This window comes from Actinacidiphila acididurans, from assembly GCF_016918855.1.
GTDB classification, from domain to species: domain Bacteria; phylum Actinomycetota; class Actinomycetes; order Streptomycetales; family Streptomycetaceae; genus Actinacidiphila; species Actinacidiphila acididurans.
In genome coordinates, this window is the sequence record NZ_JADKYB010000014.1 from 126,695 (window position 1) to 143,352 (window position 16,658).

The 16,658-nt window shown below is 69.6% G+C and carries 13 protein-coding genes; 5 read left to right on the forward strand and 8 right to left on the reverse strand.

Translation table 11 applies throughout. The features are described 5' to 3' along the window. Positions 1–66: 66 nt before the first annotated feature. From ITX44_RS25060 to typA, 7 genes are all read right to left on the reverse strand, one after another. Positions 67–453, reverse strand: coding sequence for a type II toxin-antitoxin system RelE/ParE family toxin (locus ITX44_RS25060; protein WP_205359624.1), 387 nt, complete (start codon positions 451–453; stop codon positions 67–69). A gap of 143 nt (positions 454–596) precedes the next feature. Then, entirely contained in the window at positions 597–1,736 is a 1,140-nt protein-coding gene (locus tag ITX44_RS25065) for an ABC transporter ATP-binding protein (RefSeq protein ID WP_372440989.1), read from the reverse strand. Further along, positions 1,660–2,688: an ABC transporter ATP-binding protein gene (locus ITX44_RS25070; protein WP_205359626.1), complete on the reverse strand. Its 1,029-nt coding sequence runs from the start codon at positions 2,686–2,688 to the stop codon at positions 1,660–1,662. Before ITX44_RS25070 ends, ITX44_RS25065 begins: the two co-directional genes overlap by 77 nt. Positions 2,689–2,698: 10 nt before the next feature. Beyond that, positions 2,699–3,631, reverse strand: coding sequence for an ABC transporter permease (locus tag ITX44_RS25075; protein WP_205359627.1), 933 nt, complete (start codon positions 3,629–3,631; stop codon positions 2,699–2,701). Continuing rightward, a complete protein-coding gene (locus ITX44_RS25080) occupies positions 3,624–4,547 on the reverse strand; it encodes an ABC transporter permease (protein ID WP_205359628.1) in 924 nt (307 codons plus the stop codon). The genes ITX44_RS25075 and ITX44_RS25080 overlap by 8 nt, the downstream gene beginning before the upstream one ends. 77 nt (positions 4,548–4,624) lie before the next feature. After that, complete coding sequence (locus ITX44_RS25085) at positions 4,625–6,271, reverse strand: peptide ABC transporter substrate-binding protein (protein WP_205359629.1); 1,647 nt, start codon at positions 6,269–6,271, stop codon at positions 4,625–4,627. Positions 6,272–6,807: 536 nt separating this feature from the next. Further along, entirely contained in the window at positions 6,808–8,676 is a 1,869-nt protein-coding gene (gene typA / locus ITX44_RS25090) for a translational GTPase TypA (protein WP_205359630.1), read from the reverse strand. Between the two features lie 375 nt (positions 8,677–9,051). On the opposite strand from typA, the gene ITX44_RS25095 reads away from it, so the two are divergent. From ITX44_RS25095 to ITX44_RS25110, 4 genes are all read left to right on the forward strand, one after another. After that, complete coding sequence (locus tag ITX44_RS25095; protein ID WP_205359631.1) at positions 9,052–9,963, forward strand: LysR family transcriptional regulator; 912 nt, start codon at positions 9,052–9,054, stop codon at positions 9,961–9,963. Between the two features lie 120 nt (positions 9,964–10,083). Then, entirely contained in the window at positions 10,084–10,266 is a 183-nt protein-coding gene (gene dmpI / locus ITX44_RS25100; RefSeq protein WP_205359632.1) for a 4-oxalocrotonate tautomerase DmpI, read from the forward strand. 344 nt (positions 10,267–10,610) lie between these two features. Continuing rightward, positions 10,611–12,515 carry an ATP-binding protein gene (locus ITX44_RS25105; RefSeq protein WP_307795473.1) on the forward strand — a complete coding sequence of 635 codons (1,905 nt, stop codon included), beginning with the start codon at positions 10,611–10,613 and terminating at the stop codon, positions 12,513–12,515. Positions 12,516–12,517: 2 nt separating this feature from the next. Further along, positions 12,518–14,098: an ABC transporter substrate-binding protein gene (locus ITX44_RS25110; protein WP_205359634.1), complete on the forward strand. Its 1,581-nt coding sequence runs from the start codon at positions 12,518–12,520 to the stop codon at positions 14,096–14,098. A gap of 35 nt (positions 14,099–14,133) precedes the next feature. On the opposite strand, the gene ITX44_RS25115 is transcribed toward ITX44_RS25110, so the two are convergent. Continuing rightward, entirely contained in the window at positions 14,134–15,750 is a 1,617-nt protein-coding gene (locus tag ITX44_RS25115; RefSeq protein ID WP_307795474.1) for an ABC transporter family substrate-binding protein, read from the reverse strand. Positions 15,751–16,355: 605 nt separating this feature from the next. Here ITX44_RS25115 and ITX44_RS25120 point away from each other — a divergent pair. Further along, positions 16,356–16,643, forward strand: a complete 288-nt coding sequence (locus ITX44_RS25120; RefSeq protein WP_205359636.1) for an Rv0250c family protein — start codon at positions 16,356–16,358, stop codon at positions 16,641–16,643. The last annotated feature ends 15 nt before the right edge of the window (positions 16,644–16,658 follow it).

Here is a 16,658-nt window from a genome sequence, read left to right on the forward strand (position 1 = left end):
CCTCGGGCGACTCATTCCCGCCATTGGCAATCGCACGTTCGCGGGCGAGCTTCCACCGAGCATGGTTCATCGGGCATCTCCCATCGTGATCGTGCGGCTGAACTCGTCATGGGCCGTATGGCCTTCGGCCTCGCACGCCTTCCTGGCCTGTTGGGCCCGATCCACTTCGGCATCCTCGCGCATCTTGGATTTCCGGAAGACAGTGAGAAGGACGATCCGACGCCCGGGCGCAAGCCAGTACGTCAGGCGGATCGCCTGACTGTCGTGTCCGAGCATGAACCGCAGTTCGCGAAGACCGTCGCCGAGGTGGCGGGAGTAGGGCTCCGAGAGCGTGGTCGGCGCGCCCAGTAAGCGCTCGGCTGCGTGTTCCGCCTGGAGATAGTCCCGGTCGGACAGGTTGTCCAGCCAGTGCCGGACTTCCGGCTCGATCTCGATCTCCCACTCACTGGCCATATACTTGAATGTATAGATAGCTGGCTGTATACGCAAGCAGCCCAGCACGTGTAGGGGGCGCCCGCAATAGCGGGCGCCCCCTACACGTAACCATGGTGTCGCGGATCAGGCCGCGCCCACCACGTCCCCCGGCGCGCCAGCGCCTAATAAGACACGGCTTCCGCGAAGTGGCAGGCCGACTCGTGGGCGGCCAGGGTGCCGGAGTCGGCGAAGCGTTCGGGGATGGCGAGGAGGGGGGTTTCGGTGGCGCAGCGGTCCTGGGCCTTCCAGCAGCGGGTGCGGAAGCGGCAGCCGGAGGGGGGGTTGGCCGGGGAGGGGACGTCACCGGAGAGGATGATGCGCTCGCGATGTTCGCGGGCCTCGGGGTCGGGGACGGGGACGGCGGAGAGCAGAGCCTGGGTGTAGGGGTGGGTGGGGTGCTCGTAGATCTCGGCGTCGCTGCCGATCTCCGCGATCCGGCCCAGGTACATCACGCCGACCCGGTCGGAGATGTGCCGGACGATCGAGAGGTCGTGCGCGATGAAGACGTACGACAGTCCGAACTCGTCCTGGAGCTTCTCCATCAGGTTGACCACCTGCGCCTGCACCGAGACGTCCAGCGCGGACACCGGCTCGTCGCAGATGATGATCTCCGGGTTGAGCGCCAGGCCGCGGGCGATGCCGATGCGCTGCCGCTGGCCGCCGGAGAACTGGTGCGGGTAGCGGTTGATGTACTCCGGGTTGAGCCCGACCACGTCGAGCAGTTCGCGCACCCGGCGGCGCCGGTCGCCCTTGGGCGCGGCTTCCGGGTGGATGTCGAAGGGCTCGCCGATGATGTCGCCGACCGTCATCCGGGGGTTGAGCGAGGTGTAGGGGTCCTGGAACACCATCTGGATGTTGCGCCGGACCGCCTTCAGGGCGCGCCCGGACAGCCGGGTGATGTCCTGGCCCTTGTAGAACACCTCGCCGGAGGTGGCCTGCTCCAAGTTCATCAGCAGCTTGGCGACGGTGGACTTGCCGCAGCCGGACTCGCCGACGATGCCCAGCGTCTCGCCCCGGTAGAGGTCGAAGGAGACACCGTCGACCGCCTTGACGGCGCCGATCTGCTTCTTGAACAGGATGCCCTGGGTCAGCGGGAAGTGCTTGACCAGGTTGCGCACCTGAAGGATCGGCTCGCCCTGCGGGGCGGCCGCCGGTGCGGCGGGCCCCTGCGCGGTGATGGGGGAATCAGTCACCGAGGGTCTCCTTCCAGAAGTGGCAGGCGCTGCCGCGGCCCGGCCCGACCTGGTGCAGTACCGGCACATCGGTACGGCACACGTCCTGGGCCATCGGGCAGCGCGGGTTGAAGGCGCAGCCGGACGGGATCCGGGTCAGGTTGGGCGGCAGGCCCTTGATCGCGTACAGCTCCTGACCCTTGCGGTCCAGCCGCGGGATCGACTGGAGCAGGCCCTTGGTGTACGGGTGGGCCGGCCGCCGGTAGATCTCGTGGACGGGCGCGGTCTCCACGATGCGCCCGGCGTACATCACCGCGATCTTGTCGGCGACGTCCGCCACCACGCCCAGGTCGTGGGTGATCAGGATCAGGCCCATGGTGAACTCGCGCTGGAGCTCGGCCAGCAGGTCCATCACCTGGGCCTGCACCGTCACGTCGAGCGCCGTGGTCGGCTCGTCCGCGATGATCAGGTCCGGTTCCAGGGCCAGCGCCATCGCGATCATGATGCGCTGCCGCATGCCGCCGGAGAACTGGTGCGGGTAGTCGTTGACCCGCTCCTTGGCGGCCGGGATGCGCACCCGGTCCATCAGCTCGATCGCCTTGAGCTTGGCCTGCTTGCGGGACATCCCCTGGTGCACCCGGAACATCTCGCCGAGCTGGTAGCCCACCGACAGCACCGGGTTGAGCGCGGACAGCGCGTCCTGGAAGATCATGGCGATCTTCCGGCCGCGGATCTTCCGCCGCTCCTCGCCGGACATGGTGAGCATGTCCTTGCCGTGGAAGAGGATCTCGCCGCTGGTGATACGGCCGGGCGGCATGTCGAGGATGCCCATGATCGCCTGTGCGGTGACCGACTTGCCGGACCCGGACTCACCGAGCACGGCCAGCGTCTCGCCGGCGTTCACCGAGTAGTTCACTCCGTTGACGGCCTTGGCCACGCCGTCCCGGGTGCGGAACTCCACGTGCAGGTCGCGGACGTCCAGCAGCGGGGCCGCCGGTGCGGCGGGCGCGAGGGCGCCCGCGGTCTCATCGATGACGGTCACGTACGCCCTCCTAGCGCAGCTTGGGGTCGAGGGCGTCGCGTACCGCGTCGCCGAGCAGGATGAACGCCAGGACGGTGACGCTCAGCGCGCCGGCCGGCCACAGCAGCATGTGCGGGGCGTTGTTGATCTGCTCGGACGCCGCGGAGATGTCGATGCCCCAGGAAACGGCCGGCGGCTTGAGGCCGACGCCCAGGTAGGACAGCGTCGCCTCCAGCGAGATGTACGTGCCCAGCGCGATCGTGGCCACCACGATGACGGGGGCCAGCGCGTTGGGCGCGATGTGCCGCAGCATCAGCCGGGTGTGGCCGGCGCCGAGCGCGCGGGCGGCCTGCACGTAGTCCTGCTGCTTGGCGGTGATCACCGCGCCGCGCGCGATACGCGCGATCTGCGGCCAGCCCAGCAGGATCATGAACAGCGAGACGGTGGTGACCGAGCCGCCCTTGATCACGGACAGGAAGACGACGCCGCCCAGCAGGATCGGGATGCCGAAGAAGATGTCGCTGATCCGGGACAGGATCGCGTCCCACCAGCCGCCGAAGTATCCGGCCAGGCCCCCCAGCAGGGAGCCGAGCACGGTGACGCCGAGGGTGGAGAACATACCGACGCTCACCGAGGCGCGGGCGCCGTACACCACGCGGGTGTAGACGTCGCAGCCCTGGGTGTCGAAGCCGAAGGGGTGCCCGGAGGTCGGGCCCATCTGGGACTTGGACAGGTCGCAGGCCAGCGGGTCGCCGGAGGCGATCAGGCTCGGCCAGATGGCGATGACCACCAGGAAGACGATCACCAGCGCGGATATGTAGAACAGCGGCTTGCGGCTGAGGTCGTGCCAGGCGTCGCTCCACAGGCTGCGCGCCTTCTCGCGCTGCTGCGAGGGGTCCACGGGGCCGGCGGCGGTGGTGGGGACCGCGTCCACCAGGCTCTGGGAGTCGGTCATGTCAGGCATACCGGATCCTCGGGTCCAGGACCGCGTAGAGCAGGTCGACGAGCAGGTTGGCGGCCAGGAAGATCAGCACCAGGATGGTGACGAAGCCGACCACCGTGGGGGGGTTCTGCCGCAGGATGCCCTGGTAGAGCTGGTAGCCGACGCCGTGGATGTTGAAGATCCGCTCGGTGACGACCGCGCCGGCCATCAGGCCGCCGATGTCGGTGCCGAGGAAGGTGACCACGGGTATCAGCGAGTTGCGCAGCAGGTGCACGGTGACCACCCGGCGCCGGGGCAGGCCCTTGGCGACGGCGGTGCGCAGGTAGTCCGCGCGGGAGTTCTCCGCGACCGAGGTACGGGTGAGCCGGGCGACGTACGCGAGCGAGACACCGGCCAGCACCACGCCGGGCAGGATCAGGTCGCTGAACGGCGCGCCGTCGGCGACCGCCGGGTTGGCCAGACCCCACTTGACGCCGACGAAGTACTGCAGCAGGTAGCCGGTGACGAACGTCGGGATGGCCACCACCAGCAGCGTGAAGGCCAGCACCCCGGAGTCGGCGAACCGGCCGCGGCGCAGCCCGGCGAGCAGGCCGAGGCCGATGCCGGCGATCGCCTCGATGGCGAAGGCGACGATCGTCAGCCGCAGGGTGACCGGGAAGGCGGTGCCCATGAGCTCCGTGACCGGCTGGCCGGTGGCGGCCTTGCCGAAGTTCCCGGTGAAGATCTGCCCCATGTAGTGCAGGTACTGCAGGGGCAGCGGGTGGTCGAGATACAGGTCGTGACGGATCTGCGCCGCGGTGGCGGGGTCCGGTGCGCGGTCGCCGAACATGGCGGCCACCGGGTCGCCCAGTGCGTAGACCATCACGAAGATCAGAAAGGTGGTGCCGATGAAGACCGGAACCATCTGGAGCAGTCGCCTGATGACGTAGCGCCCCATCTGCCCTCCAGGGATTCGGGATCAGGCGGCTGCCGGCCGGGGGCGGTGGCCCCCGGCCGGCGTCCGCGCATCACAGGTCAGCTGTTGTTGACCGTGATGTCGGTGTAGACGGGGTAGCTGAAGGCGTTCTCCGTCACGTTGGAGACCCGGGAGGACCAGGCGGCCTCACCGTTCTGGTACCAGAGCGGGATCACCGGCATGTCCTTGAACAGCAGCTTCTCGGCCTGCTGGTACAGCGAGGTCGCCTGCGCGGGGTTCGGCGCCGCGTTGGCCTCGTTGATCAGCTTGTCGAACTGCGGGTTGCTGTAGTGCGAGTCGTTCGAGCTGCCCGAGGTGGCGTACAGCGGGGTCAGGAAGTCGTCGATCAGCGGGTAGTCCATCTGCCAGCCGGAGCGGAACGGCTGGGTCATCTGGCCCTTGGTGATCTGGTTGCGGAAGTCCGCGAAGGTGCCGGTCGGGGCGCCCACGCAGGCCTTGTTGTTGCCCAGCACCTGGTTGATGCTGTTGCACACCGCGTCCACCCACTGCTTGTGGGAGCCGGAGTCGGCGTTGTAGCCGATGGTCATGTGACCGCCGGGGATGCCGCCGCCCTGCTGGATGAGCTGCCGGGCCTTGGTCGGGTTGTACGTCGTCGCGTCACCGGCCATGGTCGGGTCGTAGCCGCCGGACGCGCCCAGCACCGGGGAGGTGAGGTCGGTGGCCGGGGTACGGGTGCCCTGGAAGATCTTCTGGGTGATCGTCTTGCGGTCGATGGCCATCGACAGGCCGAGCCGGACCTTGTCCATCCCCGGCGCATTCCAGGACTTCTGGTTCAGCGGGAAGGAGATGGTCTGGATGATGCCGGCCGGCTGGTTGAGGTAGCGGCCGCTCATGTCCGACTTGACGTGGGTGAGGTCCTCGGCCGGGATGTCGTCCAGCACGTCGAGGTTGCCGGCCTGCAGGTCCGCGTACGCGGTGGCGCTGTCGGTGTAGACCTTCAGCAGCACGCCCTTGTTCTTCGGCTTGCTCGCGCCGGTGTAGTACGGGTTCGGGACCAGCTTCATGCTGCTGCCCTTGGTGTACGACACGACCTCGTACGGACCGTCGCCGACCGGCTTGTTCAGGTAGCCGGCGTGGTCGGTGAAGAACGACTTCGGCAGCGGCGCGAACGCCTTGTAGCCGAGCCGGTCCGGCCAGGTGGAGAACTTCTGCTTCAGCTTCACGGTGAAGGTGGTGTCGTTGACCACCTTCAGGCCCGACATCGTCTTGGCGGTCGGGGCCGCGTTCGCCGCCTCCGGGTGGACGGCGTCGTAGCCGTCGATGTCCGCGAAGAAGTACGAGTTGAGCTGCTTGTTGGTGACCAGGGCGCCGTAGTTCCAGGCGTCCACGAAGGACGACGAGGTCACCGGCGTGCCGTCGGAGAACTTCAGGCCCGGCTTCAGGGTGATCGTGAAGTTCTGCTGGTCGTTGGTGGTGATCGACTGGGCCGCGGCCAGGTTGGCCTTGCCCGTCGTGGGGTCGTACTCCTTGAGGTCCATGAAGATCATGTCCATGACCTTGCCGCCCTGCACCTCATTGGTGTTCGCGGGCTCAAGGGGGTTCTGGGGGTCGCCCCACCAGGCCCGCACGACGCCGTCGTTCGAACCGCCGGCCTTCGTGTCGGAGCCTCCGCCACCACAGGCGGTCGCTGCCAGGGCGACCACGGCCGCTCCTACGACCCACTTGGCGCTCTTGGCACCACGCATGGGTTTGCCTCCTCAGGAGTCACTTTCGCTACGTGAAAGGACGGTCCCTCGGCGCTGACACCCCTGACAGCGACCTCGACCGTCCCGTGCTCGTGAGTCGGCGCCTCTTGCCTTGCGGCGGCGTGACCCATTGACCCGAGCTCAACGCTTTTAACTATCGGCTACACCGAGCGCGCGTCGACCCGAGTCCGGGTCTCACTTTGATTACAGAGAGCTGTGAGCGGCGCCCGGAATCCGGACAAAGCGGAACGTAGACAGACAGGAAGCAAACGGACAGTGTGAGCTTTCTAACGTCAAAATGCGGAGTACGTGTCCGAATACCGGACGCACCGGTTACAGAGAGTTCGCCGGGAGTAGCCAAAGGGGCGCGGGGAACTGCGCGAGTACCACACACCTGCCGGTGGTCCGGAGACGGCAGCAACTGCCCCTTCGGGTCGGTGACGACCCGCGGTCCGGTGGTGGGTTTCGCGCGCAGTTCCCCGCGCCCCTGGGTTTCCCCGGGCGAGCCCGGGGGGATGTGTGCGGCCCTGCGAAGCTCAGGAGTGCTTCGCGCGGGCGGCAGCGCGGCCCCGCTCCTTCTGGTCCAGCACCACCTTGCGGATGCGTACCGTCTCCGGAGTGACCTCAATGCACTCGTCGTCGCGGCAGAACTCCAGCGACTGCTCGAGGCTGAGCTTGCGCGGGGGGACGATCGACTCGGCGACGTCAGCGGTCGAGGACCGCATGTTCGTGAGCTTCTTCTCCTTGGTGATGTTGACGTCCATGTCGTCGGAGCGCGAGTTCTCCCCGACGATCATGCCCTCGTACACCTCGGTGCCCGGGTCCGTGAAGAGGACGCCGCGCTCCTGGAGATTGGTCATGGCGAAGGCGGTGACCGCGCCGGCCCGGTCGGCGACCAGGGAGCCGTTGTTGCGGGTGCGCAGCTCGCCGAACCAGGGCTCGTGCTCCTCGAAGATCGAGTGCGCGATGCCCGTGCCGCGGGTCTGGGTCAGGAACTCCGTACGGAAGCCGATCAGCCCGCGCGAGGGCACGATCCACTCCATCCGGATCCAGCCCGAGCCGTGGTTGGTCATGGTCTCCATGCGGCCCTTGCGGGTGGCCATGAGCTGGGTGATCGCGCCCAGGTGCTCCTCGGGCGAGTCGATGGTCATCCGCTCGACCGGCTCGTGGACCTTGCCGTTGATCTCCTTGGTGACCACCTCGGGCTTGCCGACGGTCAGCTCGAAGCCCTCCCGGCGCATGGTCTCCACCAGGATCGCCAGCGCCAGCTCACCGCGGCCCTGCACCTCCCAGGCGTCCGGCCGCTCGGTGGGCAGCACCCGCAGGGACACGTTGCCGATCAGCTCGCGCTCCAGGCGGTCCTTGACCAGGCGGGCGGTGACCTTGTGGCCCTTGCCGCCCTTGCCGACCAGCGGCGAGGTGTTCGTGCCGATGGTCATCGAGATGGCCGGCTCGTCCACGGTGATCAGCGGCAGCGCGATCGGGTTCTCCGGGTCGGCCAGGGTCTCGCCGATCATGATGTCCGGGATGCCCGCGACCGCGCAGATGTCGCCCGGGCCCGCGCTCTCGGCGGCCTTGCGGGTCAGCGCCTCGGTCATCATCAGCTCGGTGATGCGGACGTTCTGCACGGTGCCGTCGCGCTTGATCCAGGCGACGGTCTGCCCCTTCTTCAGGTGACCCTGCTCGACCCGCAGCAGCGCGATACGGCCGAGGAAGTTGTCGGCGTCGAGGTTGGTGACGTGCGCCTGGAGCGGCGCCTCCTCCTCGAACGTGGGGGCCGGCACGTGCGCCAGCAGGGTGGAGAAGAACGGCTCCAGGCTGTCGGAGTCGGCCGGGACCGTGCCGTTCTGCGGCTTGGTGAGACTCGCCACACCGTCGCGGGCACAGGCGTAGACGATCGGGAACTCGATCTGGTCCTCGTCCGCGTCGAGGTCGAGGAACAGGTCGTACGTCTCGTTGACGACCTCGTCGATACGCGCGTCGGGGCGGTCGGTCTTGTTGATGCACAGGATCACCGGCAGCCGGGCGCTGAGCGCCTTGCGCAGCACGAACCGGGTCTGCGGCAGCGGCCCCTCGGAGGCGTCGACCAGCAGCACGACCGCGTCCACCATGGACAGCCCGCGCTCCACCTCGCCGCCGAAGTCGGCGTGGCCTGGGGTGTCGATGATGTTGATGGTGACCGGGTCCCCACCGTCCTTCGGGTGGTACTTCACGGCCGTGTTCTTGGCGAGAATGGTGATGCCCTTCTCGCGCTCCAGGTCGTTGGAGTCCATCACGCGGTCGTCCACGTGCTGGTGGGCGGCGAATGCGCCGGCCTGCTTGAGCATGGCGTCGACCAGTGTCGTCTTGCCGTGGTCGACGTGGGCGACGATGGCGACGTTACGGATGTCGTGGCGCGTGGACATACTGCGGCGCTTCTCCCGGATTCGTGGATGGCGTCGCGTCCCCCATCAGACGCGCTCGCCCGCCGGGCACCCTCCGGCCACGGCCAGTCCCATGGTACGGGGCCCCGCCGCGGGACGTCTTCCTGCCCATGCCGGGCCCGCCCTTCCTTCCGCCCCGGGCCGCACCCCGGCCGCCGACTCCGCCCTCGCCGTTCGCCCCATGTTCACCGGCCCGGGCCGTCCGCCCCCTGCCCCGCGCCGTCCTCCGTACACAGCGCGCCACCGACTGATCCCACGGTGCCGGGCCTTCGGTCTTCCCCCGTGCGGATCGACGCGCCGGGCAAGCCGTGCCGATTAGCCTTGCTCCGGCACAGGCCGTGATCCGGTGGGAGAAGCATGGAGCTGCGGCAACTGCGTTACTTCGTCGCCGTCGCTGAGGAACTGCACTTCGGGCGGGCGGCCGAGCGACTGTCGATCGTCCAGTCGGCGGTGAGCCAGCAGGTGCGGCGGCTGGAACGGGAACTGGGGGTCGAGCTGTTCGACCGCTCGCCGCGCCGGGTCCGGCTGACCGAGGCCGGCACGCACTTCCTGCCGGCCGCACAGGAGTTGCTGGCCGCCGAGCGGCGGGCGCGGCAGGTGGTGGAGCGGTTCGCGGCGGATCGTGGCGTGGTGCTGCGGGTCGGCACCAGCAACGGGATGGGCGAGCGGCTGGATCAGGTGCTGGAGGCGCTGCAGCGGCTCGCGCCGCAGGTCTCGGTGGAGCTGGTGTCCGCGCCGATGGAGCAGCGGCTGCGCCGGGTGGCGGACCGGGAGTGCGACGCGGCGTTCCTGCGCGGTGAGCTCGACGCACCGGAGCACGTCCGGCTGATACCGGTCTGGCGGGACCGTCTGGTGGCGGCGCTGCCCGCCCGGCACGAGCTGGCCGCGGGGCCCGACGTAAGCATCGGGCAGCTGGCCGGACTGCCGTTGTTCCTGACGTCCCGGCGCAACAATCCGCCCCTGGTGGACCTGCTGCTCGGCGTGTGCGCGCAGGCGGGGTTCGAGCCGGTCCCCGGCCCGGCGCACAGTTCCCTCCAGGACACGCTGGCGGCGCTCGGCTCCGGCCGTGACGCGTGGACCGTGGTGTACGCGTCGCACGCCGCGGTGCTGCGCACCACCCGGGTGGCGTTCGTCCCCGTGCACGACGCGGACGGCGAGCCGCTGGCGATGCCGACCGTACTGGCGGTGCACCGCGACACCACGGCGGCACGGCTGCGGCCGTTGCTCGACGCCTGCCGCGAGGTGGGTCGCGGCGATCTCGGATCGTGATCGCTGCGATCGCCGTCCGGGCCTCGATCGGCGCGTCGCCGCGGTGTGGACTTGACCCCGGCAAGTGCGCCGTCCGGGCCGGCAGGCGGTCCCGCCGGCGCCGATCCCTGAGGAGGACGCATGCCGATCGTCACCGTTCAGCAGGGCCCCCGCACCGTCGAGCTCAAGCGCGAGCTGGTCGCCCGGATCACCGACGCCTTCGTCGACACGTACAAGATCCCGGCGGACACGGTGCAGGTGTGGTTCCAGGAGACGTCCCCCGAGAGCTGGGCCGTCGCCGGCAAGCTCATCGCCGACAAGTAGCCCCGCCCCACCCCGCGCGGGCCGTATCCCGGCCCGCGCGGAGCAAGGGCTCATCGCATGGGTTCGGTCCACGTGGGTCACCCTTTCGGCCGAATCCGATCCGTTCCCGGGGCCCCTCCCCGCAGTGGGGGTCTAACATCCCCATCCCCGGCAGTGCTCCGCGATGGAGGGGAGCAGGGCCCCGGGAACGGGGTGCGGGCGGGGCGATGGGTGGGGCGCGGGCGAGGAGAGGGGCCTGGCGTGCGGGACACGGGGGACGAGGGCCGGTGGCGGGCGGCATGATGCACGGCCGCGACCGGGTTACGGGATTCGTACGGGACGCGCTGCGACGCAAAGGTGTGCCGGTGGCCCCGCTGCCGGTGGTGGTACTGACGGCGCCGCTGGGCGGCGGCGGATCGACAGTGCTGGACAACCTGTGGGGCGAGTTCTTCGAGAAGAGCCTGAGCGTGCGGCTCGACGTCGGCGACGCGCAGGGCGTCGAGGACATCGTGCTGGCGGCAGTGCAGGGCTGGAAGCGAAGGGTCCCCGGCATACGGCGGATGCCCTTCCCCAGAGTCGGCGTGATCATCAAAGCGCTGAGCTTCGTGGGCGACCCCCAGGACCGAGCGGGGTTCGAGAAGTACCTGAACGCGGGACCGCGTGAAGCCGCCGTGCAGACGGCGCTGCGGGACTGGGCGGACCGGGCCGCCCCGATGCTGCCGCCCGACCAGCAGGTGATGGCCCGGGCGATCGCAAGTCTGTTGAGCGCGCTGCAGGCGGCACTCGGGCGACACGGCACGAGGCGGACTCTGCGGTGGCTGGCGGACCCCGAGGTGCCCGGCGGCGGCAACGGCTACGACCTGCTGTGGCGGCTGTGGCGGCGGCACGTGGTGGACCACGACAACGCTGCGGTCCGCGAGGTGGGGAAGGTGCTGTGCGCGGCGCTGCTGGCCGACGCGCGGTGGGCGTTCAACGACGCGTTCCAGCCCGGCGGACAGCGGCTGATGAACGCATTGCTGCTGGTGGACAACGCCGACAACCCGATGGGCGACCTCTTCCTCGACCTGCTCGCCGAGTGCCGCCGGGAGAGCCGCAGTTCGCAGCGGCCCGACCCGCTGGTGGTGGTGGCCGTGCGGCACGGGCCGGTGCACGCGATGCGGATGGGCCGGGCCGTGGCATCGAATGACCTTGAGCTGGTGTTCGCCCCGCAGGTGAACGAGCCACCCTGGTTCGTGCCGGTCCGCCTGGCCGGCCTGGAGAGCACCCACGTCCTGGAGATGTGCCGCAGCAGCGTGCTGGGCAACACCCACCGCGACGGCGACTTCCTGCGCGACCTGACCGGCGGCCACCCGGAGGCGGTGGACCGGCTGGCCCACCTGCTGGCCGCCTTCGGTCGCCAGGCGCACGACCCGCGCCTGCTGCTCGCCGAGCCGCTGCCGCCACGGTTCGAGTTGCCCGAGCACTGGCCGCCCGACCACGGCACCGCCACCACCGTCGAGGACTACCTGCTCAAAAGGCTCCTGCCCGAGGATCTCGCGGTCCTCACCGACGGCCGGCTCGACCCCGGGGGCAACCCGGAGCTGGACGCGATGGCGGTCCTGGCCGCCACGCCAGGGCTGCGCCTCGACGCCTGCACGGCGGCCTTCCGCTCCCTGGAGTGGCACAGCAGCGCCAATGCCAATGACGCCCGGTCCCGGCTCACCTCGGCCCTGTGGCTGGAGGAGCCGCATGCGGGCGAGGCATGGGAGCCGCACCCGATGATCGCACTGCTGCTGCGCCGCTGGCTGGCCCGCCGGCCCCAGGTGTGGGGGCGAGCGCACGAAGGGTATGTCGCGCACTACACCCATGTGGGAAACACCCCGCTGCGCTACCGCCACACGCTGGCGCAGGCGGAGCCGTCCCAGCGCGCCCACCTGACAGGCGTAGTGAACTACCTGGAACGGGAACTGGACCGGCCAACGGCCACCGCGGACTGGCTGCCCGTACTGGACCAGATCACGACAGCGCCCAACCGGCTGCGCACCGCCGGCGATCCGAGGGGCTTCGTCACCACGCTCGCCGGAGTGGCCCAGGCGGACGACCGCCGCAGGGCCATTACCCGCCTCACCGTCGCCCGCTGGCTGTTCCGGGACCGCACCTTCGACCCTGCGCACCGGCTGGCCAAGACGATCGCCGACGAGTACGAGGCCCTGGCCACCTTCCTCACGGACAGCCAGGCGCTGTTCGAGGAGGCCGACAAATACCGCGTCATCGAGAACACATGGAAGTAACCGTGGGCGAGATCTTGCGCAAGGCAAAGACGTGGTGGGGGAACCAGCGGCGCAGGGGCAAAGTGGCGCTCACCGCCCTCCTGGCCCTCACGCTCGCCGTAGTCGGCACGGTGAGCGTACGTGCCCTCACCCACGAGGACCACGCGTGCTCGCACGCGGACGCCACCGTGGTCACCCACGAAGGCGTCAATGGCGAGTGCGTGGGCTTCACCGACGGCTCGTACCCCTTCAATTCGAAGCTGGCCCCGATCGAGCGGGCCGTCCAGCAGGAGAACCACAACGTCGTCAAGGATCACCCGGACAACTACGTCAGCGTCGTCCTGCTGCTGCCGATCTCCGCGGACAAGGGCAGCATCCTGTCGATGACCAACGCGATGGAGCAGATAAAGGGCGCGTATACGGCTCAGCACTACGCCAACAACGCCAACGTCGAGGGCAACAGCCCGTACATCCAGTTACTCATCGGCAGTGACGGCTACCAGGCCAACGGGTGGCGGACGGCGGTGTCGGCCATCGAGAACGCCACCGACCAGTACATCGCCGCCGTGACCGGCCTCGGCCTCAGTCTGAAGCCCACCCAGTTGGCTGTGAACGACCTGACCCGTCACGACATCCCTGTCTTCGGCGCGACGATCACCTCTGACACGTACGACAACATCAAGAACTTCGTCCGGGTCTCCCCCAGCAACCGGGACAACATGGCCGTGGCCCTGTCCTACGTGCAGAAAGTCGGCTACACGCGGGCCGTCCTAGTGGAGGACGACAACACCGGGGACTCCTACGACGCCACGCTGGTCACCGGGTTCCGGAATTTCAACAAGATCCCCGGCCACCAGATCGTGGGCACCGAACCGTACAACACCGAAAAGCGCGACCAAGCCGTGGACACTGCGACGCGTACCAAGGCCGAGGCGCAGGTGGAGAACCGGATCAGCCAGATGACCGGCGACATCTGCCTCGAACAGCAGCCGAAGGCCGTGGTGCTGTTCGCCGGGCGCGGCCAGGACCTCGGCGTGCTGGTGCACGCCCTGTCCAACACCTGCCTGGACAAGCAGATCGAGATCATTAGCGGCGACGACGTGACCAACCTGCCCAACAGTCCCCAGCTCCAAAAGGACCTGTCGGGACACGTCACGGTCGACTACGCGGGCGTCGCCCACCCCGACGAGTGGTCGGCGGCCGACGACCCGCAACATAAGCAGGACATACAGGACGGCAGGAGCGGCTTCGCCACCTTCATCGGGCAGTATCAGTCGCTGTTCCACGAGACGTCCACCACGGCGCTCAGCGACGGCAACACGATGATGGCCTACGATGCCACGCTCACCGCGATCAGCGCCGTCCGGCTGGCCAACCAGCCGCAGCCCGGCTCGGATGCGGTCGCCGCCGAACTCGGCGCCCTCCAAGGTGCGCACAAGGTGCACGGGTCCAGTGGGCCGATCCAGTTCACCGCGGACTACTCCACCAGCGACACTGCCAGCAATCCGGTGGACAAGGCCGTCCCCGTCCTGCGGCTGCAGGACGACGGCAACTCCAGTGTGCTGGCCGTGCAGTGGCCCGCGCAGGCGTCGCCGGTGAAGTGACCGGGACGCCCGCGGGGGCGGCGCGAAAAGGAGGGCTACTTGCGGAAGCCGAGGTTCTGGTAGGCGGGGGTCTGGAAGCCGAAGGCACCGGCGTTGACGACGCCCGTGCGCAGGGCGACGACCTCGGGGCGCTGGTAGAGCGGGATCGAGGCGGCGGCGGCCCAGATGCGGGAGTCGGCCTGGGCGGTCAGCGAGCGGGCCTCGGACGGGTCGAGTTCGGCGCCGGCCCGGGCCATGAGCTGGTCGATCTGGTCGGTGCCGACCCGGGTGTAGTTCTGGGCCACGCTCAGCGAACCGTCGGCCGCCGGTACCGGCTTGGCGAAGATCGGGGTGTCGTCGGTGGCCGGGAACGGGGTGCCGGGCCAGGAGTAGAGGGCCAGGTCGAAGTCGCCCGCGGCCACGTGGTCCTGGAAGAAGCTGGTGCCGTCCACCTTGGTCAGCTCGGTGCGCACCCCGATGCCCGAGAGCATGCGGGCGATGCGGTTGCCGACGTCGTCCAGGGTCGGCGAGTCGGCCGGCAGCACGAACCGCAGGGTCAGTTCCTTGCCGTTCTTCACGGCCGCGTTCGCCGGTTCGACCACGGTCTTCGCCCCCGACACGGCGGTACGCCCGGGGCCCGCGGCCTGCTTCTCGCCCGTGCCGGTGGCCGGCGACTTCCAGCCGGCGTCCGCCAGCAGCGCCCTGGCCTGCGCGACGCCGGAAGTGCCGAGCGCCGAGGAGTGGTCGGCGTAGCCGTCCTGGGAGGGCAGCACCAGGTGGTTGCCGAGCGCGATGGCCGGCAGCCCGAGCGGGGCCAGCACCGCCTTGGCGATGGCCTTGCGGTCGACGGCCCTGGCCACCGCGTGCCGGATCTTCTCGTCGGCCAGCGGGCCCGTACTGCCGTTGATGGCGAGCTGCGCGTAGGCCGCGCCCGGCGCCTTGCGGACACCGATGCCGTGGCTGCCCTTGGCGGCGGTCACCGCCTCCGGCTCGATCTCGGCCAGGTCCAGGGTGCCGGCGGCGAGCCGGGCGAGCCGGCGGTCGCGCGGCACCGCGGTCAGAACGAGGGAGTCCAGCTTGGCCCGCGCGCCCCACCACGAGGGGTTGCGCACCAGGGTGACCGTACCGGCCTTGGTGTCCACGCCCTTGAGCGCGAACGGGCCGGCGACGGCGGGCAGCGCGGTGCGGGCCTTGTCGTTGAAGGCGTCCGGGGTGCCCGTCACTGCCGTGGGGTACAGCGGGCTGAACAGCGACTTCCAGTCCGCGTAGGGCGTGGCGAAGGTGACGACGACCTCCGTGGGCTTCGCGCCCTGCTTGATGCCGGAGATCCGGTCGTAGCCGGCGTTGCGCGAGGTCCAGAACGCGGTGTTCTTGCCGTTCAGCGCTTTCCACTGGGCGGTGAAGTCGGCCACTCCGACCGCCCGTCCGTCGCTCCACTTCGCCTTCGGGTTCAGCTCGTACGTGACCTGCTGCCGCGGTTCCTGCGCGGTCACCTTCGCCGACGTCACGAAGTCCGGGTCGGGCCGCGGATTCCCGCGCGCGTCCAGCCGGAACATCGCCGGCAGCGTCGCCCCGGCCACCGCCCCGGACCCCGCGTCGGCGTCCGACTGGTACGCGTTGAGTGTTTGCGGTACGTCGTCCACCGCCCACCGCAAGGTTCCCCCGTTTTTCACGCCCGCCCGCGCGACCGTCGCGATGTCGGTCCCCGCGGAGCCCGCGGCGTGCGTTGTCTCTCCCGAGCAGGCGGTGAGCAGGGCCAGCGCCCCCGCCGCAGTGAGTGCACCCCCTACCCGCCGGACGCGGCCGGCAGGCCGCACCACCCCATAAGGCTTCGCTTCCATGCCTCGCAACACCTCCGCACGCCCGGGGGGCGCCCCCAGGGGCGCGGGGAACTGCGCGACCAGCCCAATTCAGTGGCGCGGGTCGCCACCGGCCCAAAGGGGCAGTTGCTGTCGTGTCCGGACCACCGGCCGTCACTGGTTGCTCGCGCAGTTCCCCGCGCCCCTTCGGGGCCGCACCCGGCGAACCGTACTTTTATTGGCCATTCCGACATTCATCGCAACGCACGAAGGTGAACCGGGAGCGTTGACTCGCCGTCAAGGCAAGCGCAGCTCACCCGTACGGCCCAACCCGAAGCGGTGCCGTTACCACCTGCGGAGGCAATCCGTGCAACCGTCTTCACAAAGCGTGGTGTGACGCGCAACACTCTCAGGCGCGGCACCCGCCACATGTGTTCCGCGTCACCCCATCGCACGAGCGGCAGATGGAGGGCACCCCCATGTCCATGCACGACGACCTGACCTCGGTTCAGCGCCGGCTCGACGATCTGATGCGCTGCGTGGCCCGGCTGGACGAGCACGCCGGGGACACCCTGGACATGCGCCGGGTGCGGACCGACGCGGGTCACCTGCGCGAAAGCCTGGCGCTGCTGCTGGCCTCGGCGCCGGCCGCGGCGAGCGCCCGCCGGACCGACATGGTGACGATCCCCGACGCCCCGTACGACCGGGGCCTGTGGACGGACGCGGAGGACGAGGGGCTGGGCTCGCCGCACCGGCACGCGCCCTGACGCGCGCGCCCGGCC